Below are 16,251 nucleotides of genomic sequence, written 5' to 3' on the forward strand. Positions count from 1 at the left end.
CTGTATCACAAACAGTGATGTATTTAAATAATAATGGAGGGAATGGAAATGTCAATAAAAATAGGTCTCATAGGAAATCCTAACTGTGGTAAGACAACAATGTTCAATGGGCTTACAGGATCATCACAATATGTTGGTAACTGGCCAGGAGTAACAGTTGAAAAAAAAGGTGGAAAATTAAAAGGAAATAAAGATGTGGAAATAGTAGATTTACCAGGTATTTATTCTTTATCTCCATATACATTAGAAGAAGTAGTTACACGTAATTTTATGCTAGATGATAAGCCGGATGCAGTAATAAATATTGTAGATGCATCAAATATAGAGAGAAATTTATATCTTACAACTCAAGTTTTAGAGCTAGGTATACCGACCGTTATAGCTCTTAATATGATGGATATTGTAAATAAGAATGGTGATAAGATAAATATTAAAGAACTATCTGAAGTTATAGGTTGCCCAGTGGTAGAAGTAACAGCAGTTAAAGGTCAAGGAATTATGGAGGCTGCTGAAAAGGCAGTTGAACTTGCAAGTAGTAACAATAAATTAAATTTCAAATTACCCTTTGTTGATGAAAGTAAGGATGCAATAGAAAAAATTGAAAAAATAATAGAAGAAAAGACTCCATATATAGATGTAGAAACACGCTGGTTAGCTATAAAGCTATTTGAGAGAGATGAAAATGTTATACAAAAACTTGATATTTCTAAAACAATATTGAATAGTATTGAAGAAATAACTAGAAATTGTGAAGATGAATTGGATGATGATAGTGAAAGTATAATAACAGCCAATCGTTATGAATTTATTAGTTCAATAATTTCAAGTATAATAAAGAAGAATCGAAAAGGTAAGGAAACTGTATCAGATAAGATAGATAAGATTGTAACAAATCGTATACTAGCATTACCTATTTTTGCACTTATAATGTGGGGAGTTTACTATATAGCAGTAAGTTCATTGGGTACTATAGCAACTGATTGGACAAATGATGTACTGTTTGGAGAAATTATTCAAGGCAATGTAAGTAATTTTCTAGCTTCTTTAAATGTAGCAGAGTGGTTACAAGGACTTGTAGTTGATGGTCTAATTGGTGGAGTTGGAGCAGTACTAGGATTTGTACCACAAATCATGCTTTTATTCTTATTATTATCAATATTAGAAGATTGTGGGTACATGTCACGTGTAGCTTTTATAATGGATAGAATTTTCCGTAAGTTTGGTCTTTCAGGAAAATCATTTATACCAATGCTTATAAGTTCAGGTTGTGGAGTTCCAGGAGTTATGTCAACTCGTACTATAGAGAATGATAGAGATAGAAAAATGACTATTATGTTAACTACATTCATTCCATGTGGAGCTAAGATTCCAATAATAGCATTATTTGCAGGGGCATTATTTGGAGGTGCTTCATGGGTAGCTCCATCAATGTATTTCTTAGGTATTGCAATGATAATCATTTGTGGAATTATATTAAAGAAAACTAGTTTATTTGCAGGAGAACCATCTCCATTTGTTATGGAATTACCTCAATATCATATTCCAAGTGCAAAAGGTGTTTTAATACATATGTGGGATAGAGGAAAAGCATTTATAATCAAAGCAGGAACAATTATATTTGTTGCTTGTGGAGTAATCTGGTTCTTACAATCATTTAATTGGTCATTACAAATGGTAGATGCTGGAGATAGTATATTAGCTAGCTTAGGAAATATAGTTGCACCAATATTTGCTCCTCTTGGATTTGGAAATTGGCAATCATCAGTAGCAACAGTTACAGGTCTAGTAGCTAAGGAAAATGTAGTTGGAACATTTGGAGTTTTATTTGGTATATCAGATGCAACAGAGCAAGACCCAACACTTCTTGCTTCAGTTGCAAGCATGTTTACAGTAGCTAGTGCGTTTGCATTTATGGCATTTAATATGCTTTGTGCACCTTGTTTTGCAGCTATTGGAGCCATAAAAAGAGAAATGGGTTCATGGAAATGGACATGGATTACATTAGGATTCCAAACTTTAACAGCGTATATAATTGCTCTTCTTATAAATCAAGTTGGAAGTTTAGTTTTAGGTACTGGAGGAAGTATTGCTGGGGCAATAATATCTATATTTATAGCAGTAGCAGTAGTCTTTGTAGTTTTAACTTATTCAAATAAAAATATGAAAAAAGAAAAAATGGGTAAATTAAGTTATATGAAAAATTAATTCATATAAATAAGGAGTGATGAATATGGCTACATTTATTATAGCAGCTATTGTAGTAGTATTAATGGCACTAGCTGTAATGTATATGGTTAAAAATTCAAAAAAGAATGGTAGCAGTTGTGGATGTGGTTGTTCTGGATGCTCAAGTAGTAAGAGTTGTCATAGCGCTAAGAGATAAATAGGATAAGAGCCTGATAAAAAGTTAAATTGCTTTATTATCAGGTTCTTATTTTTTGTATAAATAACAAATTTCATATTTGAAGTAGGTTAGACTATGCTGTAATTTTACTGTATAATTATATATAAATATATGATTAGGAGGGATTATTGCTAAATTAAGCAATATAAGTGAATATTATGTTTAAATTTGATGTTACAAACGAGCTTATGTGTATAGCAAGGGGAAGTGGTAAATTTTTTGCAAAAAAAGGTGCTATGGTAGCCTTTAAAGGAAATTTTAATTTTGAAAAATTGCTGTTAGGTCCAAGTAATGGCGGTGGATTGGGAAGAGCATTATTAGGTCATGTTCAGAGGTCATTGACAGGAGAACAAATGCCAATAATGGTGGTTGAAGGTGAAGGTGAAATTTACCTAGCTCAAAATGCTTACCATGTAGATGTAATATCAATTGACCCAGGTGATTCCATTTATGTTGAGAGTGAAAACTTATTGGCATTTTCTGAACAATTAAATTACAGTGTAAAATTGATTGGTTCAGGGGTAATATCTCAAAAAGGTCTTTTTACTACACATTTAGTAAATAAAACAGGTCAAAATCAAGATGTTGCTATAATAACAGATGGTAATCCTCTAATTCTTGAAGGACCTTGTTGTGTTGACCCAGATGCATTAGTAGCTTGGACTGGAAGAGAACCATATCCTAAAGTATCAAAACTATCATGGAAGACTTTTATTGGTCAGACTTCAGGAGAATCTTATCATATGGAATTTGTTGAACCTGGACAAATAGTCATTATACAACCATCTGAAAGATTGTCTGGCTTAAAAACAGATTCTACACCTTCTGATAGAATGAGTTCAGGTGGATTAAGACTTGGCATAGATTAAATCTTATGATATAGCTTAATTATTATTTAAGATATTAAAAAATAAAAAGGGTAGCAGGGATAGATATGTTAAAAGGAGTTTTATATGTTTGAGAAAATTCATAAAAGGCTTAAAGGATATTATATTTTTTTAATAATTTTAATTTTATGGAAGATAGTATGTGTTTTGGGTATATGGAGTAGCTATATTCTGCCTCCTCCTGAAATAGTCTTAGATACTTTTATAAAAATGATATATGACGGTTCTATTTTCTTAAATGTTTATGCCAGTGTAAGAAGGATATTAATAGGTTTTTTAATAAGTTCATTGATGGCTATACCACTTGGAGTTTTATTTGGAGTAAATAAAAAAATGTATGAATATTTCAAACCACTATTTGAATTTATGCGAAGTACACCTCCACTAGCTTTGGTGCCAATGCTTATTTTATGGTTTGGTATAGGTGAAGAATCTAAAATTATAATTATTATTTTGGCATCCTTTTTTCCAATATTTTTAAATACATTGAAAGGTATAAAAAATTGTGACAATAAATTAATAGAAGTAGGTAAATCTTTTAATTTATCTAAAAAGAGAATTTTTTATAAAATAATAATCCCTAATTCTATGCTGGATATTGTTGTTGGACTTAGTTTAGGGCTTGGGTATAGTTTTAGGGCTATAATTGGAGCAGAGCTTATTGCAGCTTCTTCAGGACTAGGATATTTGATTTCTGATGGAAAAGATATGTCTAGAACTGATGTTGTATTGGTAGGAATTTTTGTTATTGGATTTTTAGGTATACTTTCAGATTATCTATTTTCAAAGATAATAACAAAATTTAGCAAAGGGAAGCAGGTTGATTTAAATGGTTAGAAGTGGATTTTTGCTAGAGAATATATATAAGAAATATTTAGTTGATAATAAAGAGCATTTAGTTCTTGATAATATATCTTTAAATATATCTAGTGAAGAGATAACTGTTATATTAGGTGAAAGTGGATGTGGGAAAACAACGCTACTTAGAATTTTAGCAGGGCTTGAAAATGCTACTAGTGGAAACATATATTTTTTTAATAATGATAAAAAGTGTACTCCAAAAGTAGGAATGGTATTTCAAGAAAGTAGACTTATGCCATGGCTGAATGTAAGTGAAAATATACTTTTACATACTGAAAAAGATAATAGAAATAAAGTTGATTTAGACAAGTATTTAAAAATGATGAAGCTTGAAAAGTTTAAAAACTCATATCCAAATGAATTATCAGGAGGAATGGCTCACAGAGTAAGTATAGCAAGAGCACTTTCCTTCAATCCCGATATTTTGCTGATGGACGAACCATTTGCAGCACTAGATTACTTCACAAGAAGAAAAATGCAAAAAGAAGTTGTAAATATCCATAAAAATACTAAAAAAGGTGTAGTATTTGTAACTCACAATATTGAAGAAGCTATGGAAATAGCAAAGAAAATAATTGTTTTTAGTAAAAATAAAAGGATTAAACAATTTAGTGTCGAAGATGAATATAATAGAGATTTAACTAAAAACTATTATATAAACTTGAAAAAAGAAATATTAAGGGAATTGGGGGAGTTTTAATTGATTAAAAGAAACAAAAAGATTTTAGCAGTAATGACATCTTTAATAATGGTGTTGGTTGGGACTGTAGGATGTTCAACAACAAATGATAAGAAAGATGAACCTGCAAAAAAAGAGGCTAGTTTACCTAAGGAAATAAATTTAACTTATGTAAAATCACCACTTAATGTTCCTAGTATATTAGAAAAAAAGGATGATTTATTTGGAAAGGAATTTAAAAAGGACAATATAAAAGTCAATTTCCATGAATTGACAACAGGACCAGAGCAAACTCAAGCATTAGCAGCAGGTGAGCTAGACTTTTTACATGCATTAGGAGGAACGTCTGCAATAATAGCTGCATCAAATGGTGTTGGTCTTAAAATTACGAATATTTATAGCCGTTCACCAAAAGGATATATGCTTATAACTAATAATGATAATATTAAATCTATAAAAGACTTAAAAGGTAAAAAAATTGTAGGTCCAAAAGGGACTATACTTCATCAACTGTTGATTGCTGCACTTGCTAAAGAAGGCTATACTATAGATGATGTTGAATATGTAAATATGGATATTCCTAGTGCTGCTTCTGCATTAGAAAGTAAAAGTGCTGATGTAGCAATGCTTGCAGGTCCAGTGGCATTGAAAACGATAAATTCAGGTGCCAAAATGATTGTAAATGGAGAAGGATTAGTAAGTGGAATAATAGTTACTGCTGTAAGTGATGACTTTGCTGAAAAATATCCTGAATTAGTAAAAAGATTTATGAAGGTTCATGAAGAAACTTTAAAATATATGAATGAAAACAAGGATGAAGTGATGGATGTTGTATCTAAAGAAGTTGGTTTATCTTTAGATGAAACAAAAGAAATGTATTCTTGGTATGACTTTAGTTCTAAAATAACGGACAAGGATATAAAAGAATTAGAAGATACACAGGAATTTTTGATGTCTAATGGAATGCAACAAAAGAAAATAAATATTAAAGATATGTTGTACAATCAAAATTAGAATACTTTAAAATATTAAAGTGGAAAATACACCCTTATTTATTATGGAAACTGTATGGTAAAAGAGGGTGTATTTTTATTATTATACAAAAACACAATTAAAAACAGCTTACTATTTTATCTACACTTATGTAGTCTAGTAATTTTCTCATTTTCTTACGGTGAAGTAAAAACTTCGAATATGTGTCCTCGGATTGTTTTGTGTCACCATAAACTTTCCAATATTTAATCATAGAAACTTCATAATTACTATATCCCATAAATCCAATCACATCTTTAAGAGGATATCCTAAAAAAATACCTATTTCATCAGGAAAAACATCACTCTTAAGTTTATCTACTAAATGCTCTAAATAAGCATTAACATTCGTATTTTGTTTGTATCCTAAAAACTTTAAAAAGTTTACTGTTTTTTTACATTTTAATTTTTCTGATAATGCTTTTTTATTTACAAATAAGATTTTTAATCCCTTTTTTTCTTTATCAATAACTATAAAATCTATTTTCTTACATTTATATAGATATTTATAAATATCATTAATTTTTTCCTCTCTATTTACATCAGTAAACGAAATATTTATTATTTCAGCAGGTTTAGAGCCTAAAAAGACTGGACCTAAAACTTCTAAAAGCCATTTTATATATGATGATTCAATTTTATTTTTACAACAAAATTGTGAATTACAACAAGACATAAAAGATAACCTCCTTCAAATGAAAATTAATATCAAGTAATTAGATTATACTATGAATGATAATCAATATCAATAATAAAATTATAATTTTTTTATTTAATTATTTATTCATTATGATTTCCAAAAAAATAAATTATAACTTGTTTAATTTTAGTAAATAAAATATAAAAATATAGAAATACTAAATTAAGAAAGAAAATTATTAAAATTTTTTATAGTATAAAACATCTAGGAGGGTAATAAAAATGAAATTAAAAAGAACTTTATTTGTAGGATTAGCACTAGTATTAGCTATAGGTATAACTGCATGTACTAAAAATAATGAAAAACCAAGTGAAAATACAGGAAAAAATCCTAATGAATCTGTAAATAATAATGAAGGATATATGAATTATTATTCAACAAGCTATAATGATTATATAGCAGGTCTAAATAGATATTCTATTTATGATACTCCAGAAAGTATAAATAATCAGTTTAAAGATAAAGAATATCCAGGAAATGAAAAATATCTAAGTGATGTAAAGGCTGCATATAAAGATAGTAGAGATAAAATACAATCATTTGTAACATCTCTTAAAAAAGACGGTAAAACAGAAGATACAGAGTTAAAGAAAATGAATGATGACCTAATCGCTGAAGGGGAAAGATTAGTAAAAGATATAGATAAGAGAATAGAAAAATTAGATAAGGTATCTGATGAAGATATGAAAAAAGGTCAAAATGACTTTATAAAATTAGTTCATGGAACTGAAGATGTTGGAAATGATATAGGTAGTGGTTTTAGAAAAATGATAAAAGATATGAATGATAGATTAGGAATAACAGGAAATAATAAGAAATAATAGAATAAATAGTTTTGAAATTTGAAATAAATTATTTGAGATATAGCGAAGCCTTATAAATAATACATTTTTTGGCTTCGCTTTTTTGCATGTTATTAAGATATTAATTTTTATCTTGTAACCTTAATATTTTTATTATGATTTATTTAGGGATTATTTTCATATGTTTTTACTTGTTTTTTCTCTTTTTAAATTTTTGTTTTGCAAAATTGTAAGATTCTCCTATTAAAGTTTTAAAGTTCTCAAATGTCTTTTCAGTAGGGCTTAGGACGCATATCCATCCCATCCATGAGTAGATAGGATGTGGCATGATTGTGTCCAATTTTGTAAAATCAAAATCCATATCAACTATTTGACCTACACCTGGACGCTTTGGAATATATCCAAACATTTCAATAAAAGTTTCTTTTTTTAATCCTATATTCACACGGTATACATTTGGACGACTAACTAACGAACCTTTATCATGATTACTGTCTTTTTCTTTAATGGTAAGAACATATACTCCTCGTTTTAAAATACCATTAGGATTGTAATAAATTGCTCGTTCCCCCCAACTATTCATTAATAAAACATCATCTAAGTTTGATAGACAATAATTGATAATATCATCAGCCTTAATAGTATTATTTTCCATAAAGTATCAGTCCCTTCTTTCTTTACTATTATTATTGATTTAAATGTAAGAATATCTTATCATATAATAGTGACAATTATTGTCACTATATTTAAATTAGGAGTATAAATATGTCAAGAGCTGAGCGTTTAATTGAACTGATGATAACAATAAATGCAAAAAGAAGTTTTACAGCAGGAGAATTAGCAGAAGAATTTTCTGTATCAAAACGTACTATACTAAGAGATTTACAGGTGCTGGAGAGTATTGGATTTCCATTATATTCAAAAGTTGGAGCGGCTGGTGGATATCATGTACTTAAAGAGCGTATACTTCCACCGATTGCATTTTCAGAAAGTGAGGTAAAATCTATATTCTTTGCATATCAGTCACTAGAATATTATAATGATTTGCCATTTGAGCAAGAAACTATTTCTGTTTTAAAAAAATTTTTAAATTGTATACCAAATGATATTCAATATAATATTGAGAATATAAGGCGTAAATTTGTTTTTTGGACACCAGATAGGCACTGTTCAACACCATTATTGAAAGAATTGTTTAATATAGTAATGAATGAATCTACAATTAAAATTGAATATTCATCAAAGCAAAAAAATAGTGTACGTACCATTGTTCCTATTGGTTTGTATGCCATGAATGGACTTTGGTATTGTCCAGCTTACTGTATAAAATCAGAATCTATTAAGGAATTTCGTGTAGACAGAATTGTGAAGATTTTGAGTATAGAAAACTTATCAAGTAAGAAATATAAGGTTTTATCTTCTATACATGATTATCTTAAGAATATGGAAGTAGGTACAGATTATCATATTAAAATTAATTTGACAGATGAGGGAGTAAAACGTTGTGAAACAGAATTTTTGTTGGCAAGAGGGTTGAAAATCTTGTCTAAAGGTGGATACATAGATATGTATATACCAAAATCTACACTTAACTGGGTGGCTGAATATTTTTTAACTTTTGGGAAAAATGCTACAATAATAGAACCTATAGAACTTAAACATTTGATAAAGTCTAAAGTACTAGAGCTATATAATCATCATTGTATTTAAATTATTTTATTTAATAGTAGGATAGAGTTTGGATAAAATGTTAATTTTCTTAATTTACTTTACAGATGATTTAGATAGATTGATGTTATTTAATTTATTTCTTATAATGATGTTCTATAGTTATATAGACATTAAAATATAAAGTGTTAGGAGCTAGAAAACTAATTAAAAATAGTTAATTAACGATAATAAAAAATAAAAAATTTAAATAAATTTATTGACAAATACTATTAATGAATATATCATATATAACATAGCAACAAATGATAATAGAATTAAATTAAATAACGTCTTATCAAGAGTGGTGGAGGGACTGGCCCTTTGAAACCCGGCAACCAGTATATTTTATATACATTGGTGCTAAATCCTGCAACTAATATAGTTGATAGATGAGTATAAATAGCTTTCTAAGCCTGAGTTTATACTCGGGCTTTTATTTTGTTGTAATACATAAGAGAGGATAAACATAAAAACTGAGCAGAATATATGGGAGGAAATTTTATGATTAGCATAAAAAATGTTAATAAGTATTATGGAAAGATTCAAGTGCTTAAAGATGTAAGTATTGAAATAGAATCTGGAGAAATTTTTGGAATAATAGGTCATAGTGGTGCAGGGAAATCAACACTACTGAGATGTATAAACGGATTAGAAGAATACCAAGAAGGCAGTGTACTTGTTTCTGATAAAGAAGTAAAGTCATTGAATGAAAAGCAAATGAGAGATTTAAGAAAAGAGTTAGGAATGATTTTTCAACACTTTTCATTGCTTGAAAGAAAAACTGTATTTGATAATGTAGCATTGCCATTAGAATGTTTTGGATACTCAAAGGCAGAAATTAAAAAAAGAGTTTTAGAGTTATTAGAAGTAGTTGGAATATCTGAAAAGAAAAATGATAAACCCAGAAATCTAAGTGGCGGACAAAAACAAAGGGTTGCAATTGCTAGAGCTTTAGCACTAAATCCACAAGTACTTCTTTGTGATGAAGCGACTTCAGCATTAGACCCAAATACTACAAAGTCAATTCTTTCATTGCTTGAAGATATAAATAAAAAATTGGGAATAACAATAATAGTTGTAACTCATCAAATGGAAGTTATAAAGCAGATTTGTGGAAGAGTAGCAATAATGGAAAATGGAGAAGTATTAGAGGTAGGAGATACAGAAGAAATATTCTTAAGAAATACTAAAGGACTTAGAAAATTAATAGGTGAAGAAAGTATAATATTGCCAAAAGGAACAAATATAAAGATACTATTCCCTAAAGATATTTCTAATGAAGCTATTATTACGACTATGGCAAGAGAACTAAATATAGATGTGTCTATAATATTTGGGAAATTAGAACAATTTAAAGATGATATTTTAGGTTCACTTATTATAAACATTTCAGATAAAAGTGGAGAGCAAGTAAAACAATATCTAACTAGTAAGGGCATAAGATGGGAGGAAATGATAAATGAATAGTTTAATTGACTTTTTAACAACACTATTTCCAAATGCATTGTTACAAACTTTGTATATGGTTATAGTACCAACTATAGTGGCAACAATATTAGGATTTATATTAGCAATCATATTAGTAGTTACAAAACCAGATGGATTAAAACCAAATAGCACAATAAATAGTGCATTAGGATTTATAGTAAATATATTTAGAAGTTTCCCATTTATGATACTTATAGTTGCAATGATTCCAATAACTAGATTAATCGTTGGAACAAGTATAGGGGAAACTGCTGCAATAGTGCCAATAACTATTGGGGCAGCACCGTTTATCGCTAGAATTATAGAAAGCTCATTAAATGAAGTTGATAAAGGATTGATAGAAGCAGCAAAATCTTTTGGAGCTACAAAAAGACAAATAGTATTTAAAGTTATGATAAAGGAAGCTATGCCTTCAATAGTATCTGGAATTACATTATCAATAATATCTATACTTGGTTATACAGCTATGGCAGGTGCAGTAGGAGCTGGAGGATTAGGTAATATAGCACTTATTTATGGATATCAAAGATTTGATACAGCAGTAATGGTATATACTGTAATAGCACTTATAATATTAGTTCAGATAATCCAGGGAGTAGGAAATCTGGCTTATAAGAAACTAAAATAAATTAATTATAAACATTTTAAAGAGGGGGAGTAAAAATGAAATTAAAGAAATTATTATCAGTAGCATTGGTGTCAGCAATAGCAATATCAGCAGTAGGTTGTTCAAACAAAGAGGATAAAAAAATACTAGTAGGAGCTTCATCAAATCCACATGCAAAGATATTGGAAGTTGCAAAACCTTTGTTAAAAGAAAAAGGATATGATTTAGAAGTAAAAATATTTGATGATTATGTACTTCCAAATACAGCTTTAGATGAAGGGTCTTTGGATGCTAACTTCTTTCAACATATTCCATTTTTAGAGGAAACTGTGAAGGAGAAAGGATATAAACTTACTTATACATCTAAAGTTCATATAGAGCCAATGGGATTCTATTCAGAAAAAGTTAAGTCATTAGATGAATTAAAAGATGGAGCTGTTATAGCTGTGCCAAATGATGCAACTAATGGAGCTAGAGCACTTAAATTATTAGCAAAAAATAAATTGATAGAAGTAAAAGATGGAGAGCTTATAACTAAAAAAGATATAACTAAAAATCCTAAAAATATAGTAATAAAAGAAATGAATGCAGAGCAATTACCAACAGTATTAAAAGATGTTGACGGAGCAGTAATAAATTCTAATTATGCTTTAACAGCTAACTTAAATCCTACTAAGGATGCAATAGTAATAGAATCAAGTGATTCTCCATATGTAAATATAATAGCTTGTAGAGAAAATAATAAAGATAGTGATAAGATTAAGGCTTTATCAGAGGCTATGAATAGTAAAGAAGTTAAAAAATTTATACAAGATGAATATAAAGGAAGTATAGTTCCAGCTTTTTAAACTGAATATACAAAATCTACAAAATGAGTAAAATTAAAAATATTTACTCATTTTTTTTTATAACTAGAAAGTGACAAATTTTTTGGAAGAATTGTGGTAACATATTTATAGGTAAAACTATATAAAAATGAAGAAGTGGTGGGGAATATGGAATCTAAAGGAACTTTAAGTAAGAATAAGGTCTATATACTAGCTAATGGGTTATTTTTGGTTATTGCACTTTTAAATATAAATTTGTATACAGTTTCTATAAATATGTATAGAATAATTTTACTTTGGATATTTGGATATTCTATAGTTTATATAAGTAGCTTTAAAACGGATGAATTTATAAATATATTGAAAGTAGGGTGTCTTGTATTAGTTTTTGTAAGTATTTTAGGAGTAGTAAATTTAAAAATTCAAAAATTCCAAATTGTATTGCTTAACTTAAGCATAATTAATATGTCTACTTTTATATACTTAACCATTTCTAAAGTAAAAAAACTAAGAATAAGCCCAATACTAATTTTTTATAGTGCTTTTGTGATATTAGATTACTTTATAAGAAATATTTTTAGTGATATTAACTGGAATATGATTATTATATTAATTAATATTTGTATATCTATGTTTAATTTACTATATTTGTTGAATAAACTTGATAGTAACATTGAGCACTATAAGTTAATAAAAGATTTAACATATTTTGTTTTTTTTACAACTATTATATGTTTTGTAGCAATTTCTAAGATTAATATAGTAGATTCAGATAGATTAATAGGAGTAATATATTTACTATTATGTAACCATACTTATTATGTATATGTATACAGTCTTAATAATAGAGTAGTGTATCCATATTATGAACTTGATTCAATCAATAAAAAATTAAGTAAAAAGTCAGAGCAATTAGGAAAGATAAATTTAGCAATAGAAAAGGATATGATTATACAAAGAACATTAAAAAACTACATAGACCAGAGAAAAGAATTACTTAGACAAGCTCTGGATACAATACCAAATGTATGGATAGTAACAGACTATGATTTTAATATAAGTTACACAAATAATAAATTTAAAGATGAATTTTCAAAGGATATGAATAATTATTATAAAATATTAACTTTTATAAAGGAAGATGAAAAAGTTGCTGAAAAATTGAAGAAATTTGATAACGATATAAGTATAATTGATAAACTGGTAGAGTTAAATGATAAAATTTATTTGTTAAGTTTAAGTAATAATAAAGATGAAAGCAATTACTTAATAAGTTTAAATGATATTACAAATGAAATCAAAATAGATGAAGAAATAAGAAATATAAATAAAGACTATGAAAACATTATACTAAATATTCCATCTCCTATACTTGTAAGAAGTGCTGAAGGTGGCATAAAGAAGAATAAGGTAATAAGTATAAATAAAAAATATGAAAAGAGTTTTAAATGTGTTTCAAGTGATTTAGTCGATATGACATTAGAACAATATTTTGAAACTTTTAACATAGATTTCTTTGACAATAGGGAGTTTAAAAGATTAAATCTAACACAAGAAAAGAAAGCTGAAATAGTAAGTTACAATGACACAGCAAACTGTATAGTTAATTTTGTGATGTCTGACTCAGAAGGTGAAGAGCATGTTGAAGAAGTTAGAGTTGGAGACTATTGGTCAGATAATAAACTCTTTAAATTGCTTACATTTAGAGATATAACTAAAGAGATAAATATTCTTAGAACAGTAAATGAACAAAAAATAATATATGAAAAATTACTGGATGTTATACCAGAGGCTATTTTTCTTGAGGATTTAAGTACATCAAGAGTACTATATACAAATAGAGCATTTAGAGAGTTGTTCGGAATTTCTAGTGATGTATTAGGAGTTACAACACAAAAATATAGAAATATATTAGTAAAAAAATACATAAACAATTTAAATATAGGAGAAAGAGAGAAGAGTATCCATATAGTAAATGAAAATAATCACATTAAAGAAGTAAAAATGATATCAAGAACATTATACTTTGGACAGAAAAGAAGTAGAGTGAGAATTATTAAAGATTTAAGTGTGCAAAGAGAGTCTGAAAGACTTAAAAAAGCATTAATAAAACAAAGACAGTATGACCAAATGAAGATGGAGTTTTATGCTAATATATCTCATGAACTTAAGACACCTTTAAATAATATATATAGTTCAGTTCAACTTATTGAAAACCTTTATAAAAAAGGAAAAATAATTGATTTTCAGGATATACTAAAAGAACATATAAAAATAACTAAACAAAATATGTTTAGATTATTGAGATTAATAGATAATATAATAAATATTTCTCAAGTTAAGTCAGACATATATAAGATTAAAGCAGTTAATTTTGATATTATTGACATAACAGAAAGAATAGTTACATCTATTAGTAGTTATGCTAAGTCTAAAGGAATAGATTTAATTTTTGATACAGATGAAGAAACTGTTATGGTAGGGCTTGACCCAGAATCGATAGAAAGAATAATACTAAATATATTATCAAATGCTATAAAATTTACTTTAGAAGGAGGAGAAATCCTTGTAGGTATATATAAAAAAGACGAAACAGTAGAGATAATTATAAAAGATACTGGAGTGGGCATAGACAAAGAAAAATTAAATGATATATTTAATCGATTTAAACAAATTGAAAACAGTGGTATATCAAATGAATTTGGAAGTGGTATAGGTTTATGCCTTACAAAATCATTGATTGAAATTCAAAATGGGAAGATTTACATAGATAGTAAGGTAGGAGAAGGAACTAATGTAAAAGTTATATTCCCAATTAAAGAGGTTGTTGAAGAAGTATATGATAATTCAAATTACAATGATAATATTGAAAAGTTTGAGATAGAATTTTTTGATATATATAAATAATAAATGTCTAAATTTATTGTTTATATATATCACATTAATAAGAGTTAATTTTATTTATTACTTTAGTTGTATTTGATGCGTTTTAAATAAATTTTATGAGGTGAAATTTTGGAAAAGGATTTTTTTAGAAAAAATGGAATTGATTTAGCCAAATCAATATTAGGTAAATATCTAATAAGGAAATATGAAAATAAAGTAATTGTTACCAAAATCATAGAGACAGAAGCATACATGGGTGTAAATGATAAAGGAGCACATGTATATGGCAATAAAAAGACAGATAGAACTAAGCCATTATATTTAGATGGTGGACATATATATGTTTATTTAATTTATGGTATGTATAATTGCTTGAATTTATCTGCAAATATAGAAAATGTGCCAGAGTGTGTATTAATAAGAGGGGTAGAGCCTATAACTTCTTTAGATGAGATATCTATGAATAGATACAACAAAGCTTACACTGAGTTGAGTAAATATCAAGTAAAAAATATTACTAACGGACCAGGAAAACTTTGCAAAGCTTTAAAAATAGATAGAAGTCTAAATAGTAAGAGTATAATGGGTGAAGAATTATATATAAGTGATTTTTATTATGATGATAAAGGAAAAAAAGTATTTAGTAAGGATGAGTTAGATATAAAAACTAGTAAACGTATAAATATAGATTATGCAGAAGAAGCAAAAGATTTTTTATGGCGTTTTTATATAGAATAAGTTTTTATATAGGTAAGATATGTATCTATAGGAAGGTATTTTATAGGTATGTATCTTATTTTTTTATAGAATTTTTAGTTTGATAAAAATAACTTTATAGAATTACAAACATATTTAATAAATTTATAATTATTTTAATGATATAAAGAAAGATATATTTTGGCGAAATGAGCTATAAAAATTAATTTTTTTGTGTATTTTATTAAAAATTATAAAATTTGTATAGATAATTAGTTTATTTTATAAGTAATAAATTAATTATTAAAGAATGAAGAAATTTTGACAAAAAAAGAAATTATATTTAGAATATAGATATATTTACAAGAATCTTATTGAGATGATATTATTTTTTATCATAAGCAATTCTTGTTAAATGAGAAATTAGGAAATAAAATCTAAATCTACATAAAATACTTCAATAACTCTTGACAATCTAAAAAATGACAAGGCTGTATATAAAAAATATATATAGTATTAAACTCTAAAATAAAATATGTTGTAGAGTAAAAAAAGACATTGAATAGATATCATTAAATTGTAAAATTATGTTATAATTGTACTAAAGGATGTAATAATGTGTAGAAATAATAATATAATTTGAAATTTTAATAATTAAACCAGAAGAAGAC

General features: G+C 27.2%; 15 protein-coding genes and 1 riboswitch. Of the genes, 13 read left to right on the plus strand and 2 right to left on the minus strand.

Annotation, left to right across the window (positions count from 1 at the left end; all coding sequences use genetic code 11):
- Window positions 1-48 precede the first annotated feature (48 nt).
- The 6 genes from feoB (at window position 49) to CDIF1296T_RS07835 (ending at window position 5,845) form a co-directional block, all read left to right on the plus strand.
- On the plus strand, window positions 49-2,205 hold the full coding sequence (gene feoB / locus CDIF1296T_RS07810; RefSeq protein ID WP_009896412.1) for a ferrous iron transport protein B: 2,157 nt from the start codon (window positions 49-51) through the stop codon (window positions 2,203-2,205).
- A gap of 25 nt (window positions 2,206-2,230) precedes the next feature.
- Window positions 2,231-2,383, plus strand: a complete 153-nt coding sequence (locus CDIF1296T_RS07815; protein WP_009889308.1) for a FeoB-associated Cys-rich membrane protein — start codon at window positions 2,231-2,233, stop codon at window positions 2,381-2,383.
- Window positions 2,384-2,562: 179 nt separating this feature from the next.
- The gene (locus tag CDIF1296T_RS07820; RefSeq protein WP_003434127.1) at window positions 2,563-3,273 is read left to right on the plus strand and encodes an AIM24 family protein; all 711 of its coding nucleotides are present in this window, start codon (window positions 2,563-2,565) and stop codon (window positions 3,271-3,273) included.
- Window positions 3,274-3,357: 84 nt separating this feature from the next.
- Window positions 3,358-4,128, plus strand: coding sequence for an ABC transporter permease (locus CDIF1296T_RS07825; protein WP_009896415.1), 771 nt, complete (start codon window positions 3,358-3,360; stop codon window positions 4,126-4,128).
- Window positions 4,121-4,852: an ABC transporter ATP-binding protein gene (locus CDIF1296T_RS07830; protein ID WP_009893083.1), complete on the plus strand. Its 732-nt coding sequence runs from the start codon at window positions 4,121-4,123 to the stop codon at window positions 4,850-4,852. Before CDIF1296T_RS07825 ends, CDIF1296T_RS07830 begins: the two co-directional genes overlap by 8 nt.
- Before the next feature lie 33 nt (window positions 4,853-4,885).
- The gene (locus tag CDIF1296T_RS07835) at window positions 4,886-5,845 is read left to right on the plus strand and encodes an NrtA/SsuA/CpmA family ABC transporter substrate-binding protein (protein ID WP_012816136.1); all 960 of its coding nucleotides are present in this window, start codon (window positions 4,886-4,888) and stop codon (window positions 5,843-5,845) included.
- A 97-nt stretch (window positions 5,846-5,942) separates the two neighbouring features.
- On the opposite strand, the gene CDIF1296T_RS07840 is transcribed toward CDIF1296T_RS07835, so the two are convergent.
- Window positions 5,943-6,539, minus strand: a complete 597-nt coding sequence (locus CDIF1296T_RS07840) for a DUF3793 family protein (RefSeq protein WP_003427445.1) — start codon at window positions 6,537-6,539, stop codon at window positions 5,943-5,945.
- A gap of 245 nt (window positions 6,540-6,784) precedes the next feature.
- On the opposite strand from CDIF1296T_RS07840, the gene CDIF1296T_RS07845 reads away from it, so the two are divergent.
- Complete coding sequence (locus tag CDIF1296T_RS07845; RefSeq protein ID WP_003434118.1) at window positions 6,785-7,384, plus strand: hypothetical protein; 600 nt, start codon at window positions 6,785-6,787, stop codon at window positions 7,382-7,384.
- A 169-nt stretch (window positions 7,385-7,553) separates the two neighbouring features.
- On the opposite strand, the gene CDIF1296T_RS07850 is transcribed toward CDIF1296T_RS07845, so the two are convergent.
- A complete protein-coding gene (locus tag CDIF1296T_RS07850; protein ID WP_009896419.1) occupies window positions 7,554-8,021 on the minus strand; it encodes a DUF6194 family protein in 468 nt (155 codons plus the stop codon).
- A gap of 110 nt (window positions 8,022-8,131) precedes the next feature.
- Between CDIF1296T_RS07850 and CDIF1296T_RS07855 the strand changes: the two genes are divergently transcribed.
- From CDIF1296T_RS07855 to CDIF1296T_RS07880, 6 genes are all read left to right on the plus strand, one after another.
- A complete protein-coding gene (locus tag CDIF1296T_RS07855) occupies window positions 8,132-9,076 on the plus strand; it encodes a helix-turn-helix transcriptional regulator (RefSeq protein WP_009896421.1) in 945 nt (314 codons plus the stop codon).
- Between the two features lie 289 nt (window positions 9,077-9,365).
- Window positions 9,366-9,472, plus strand: a riboswitch (SAM riboswitch).
- A 105-nt stretch (window positions 9,473-9,577) separates the two neighbouring features.
- Complete coding sequence (locus CDIF1296T_RS07860; RefSeq protein ID WP_009896423.1) at window positions 9,578-10,543, plus strand: methionine ABC transporter ATP-binding protein; 966 nt, start codon at window positions 9,578-9,580, stop codon at window positions 10,541-10,543.
- Window positions 10,536-11,192, plus strand: a complete 657-nt coding sequence (locus CDIF1296T_RS07865) for a methionine ABC transporter permease (RefSeq protein ID WP_003434110.1) — start codon at window positions 10,536-10,538, stop codon at window positions 11,190-11,192. The genes CDIF1296T_RS07860 and CDIF1296T_RS07865 overlap by 8 nt, the downstream gene beginning before the upstream one ends.
- A gap of 35 nt (window positions 11,193-11,227) precedes the next feature.
- A complete protein-coding gene (locus tag CDIF1296T_RS07870; RefSeq protein WP_003434107.1) occupies window positions 11,228-12,019 on the plus strand; it encodes a MetQ/NlpA family ABC transporter substrate-binding protein in 792 nt (263 codons plus the stop codon).
- A 147-nt stretch (window positions 12,020-12,166) separates the two neighbouring features.
- Entirely contained in the window at window positions 12,167-14,905 is a 2,739-nt protein-coding gene (locus tag CDIF1296T_RS07875; protein WP_009896425.1) for a sensor histidine kinase, read from the plus strand.
- A 108-nt stretch (window positions 14,906-15,013) separates the two neighbouring features.
- Complete coding sequence (locus CDIF1296T_RS07880; protein ID WP_003427435.1) at window positions 15,014-15,622, plus strand: DNA-3-methyladenine glycosylase; 609 nt, start codon at window positions 15,014-15,016, stop codon at window positions 15,620-15,622.
- Window positions 15,623-16,251: the final 629 nt, after the last annotated feature.

The sequence above is a fragment of the Clostridioides difficile ATCC 9689 = DSM 1296 genome (genome assembly GCF_001077535.1).
Taxonomy (GTDB): Bacteria; Bacillota; Clostridia; order Peptostreptococcales; family Peptostreptococcaceae; genus Clostridioides; species Clostridioides difficile.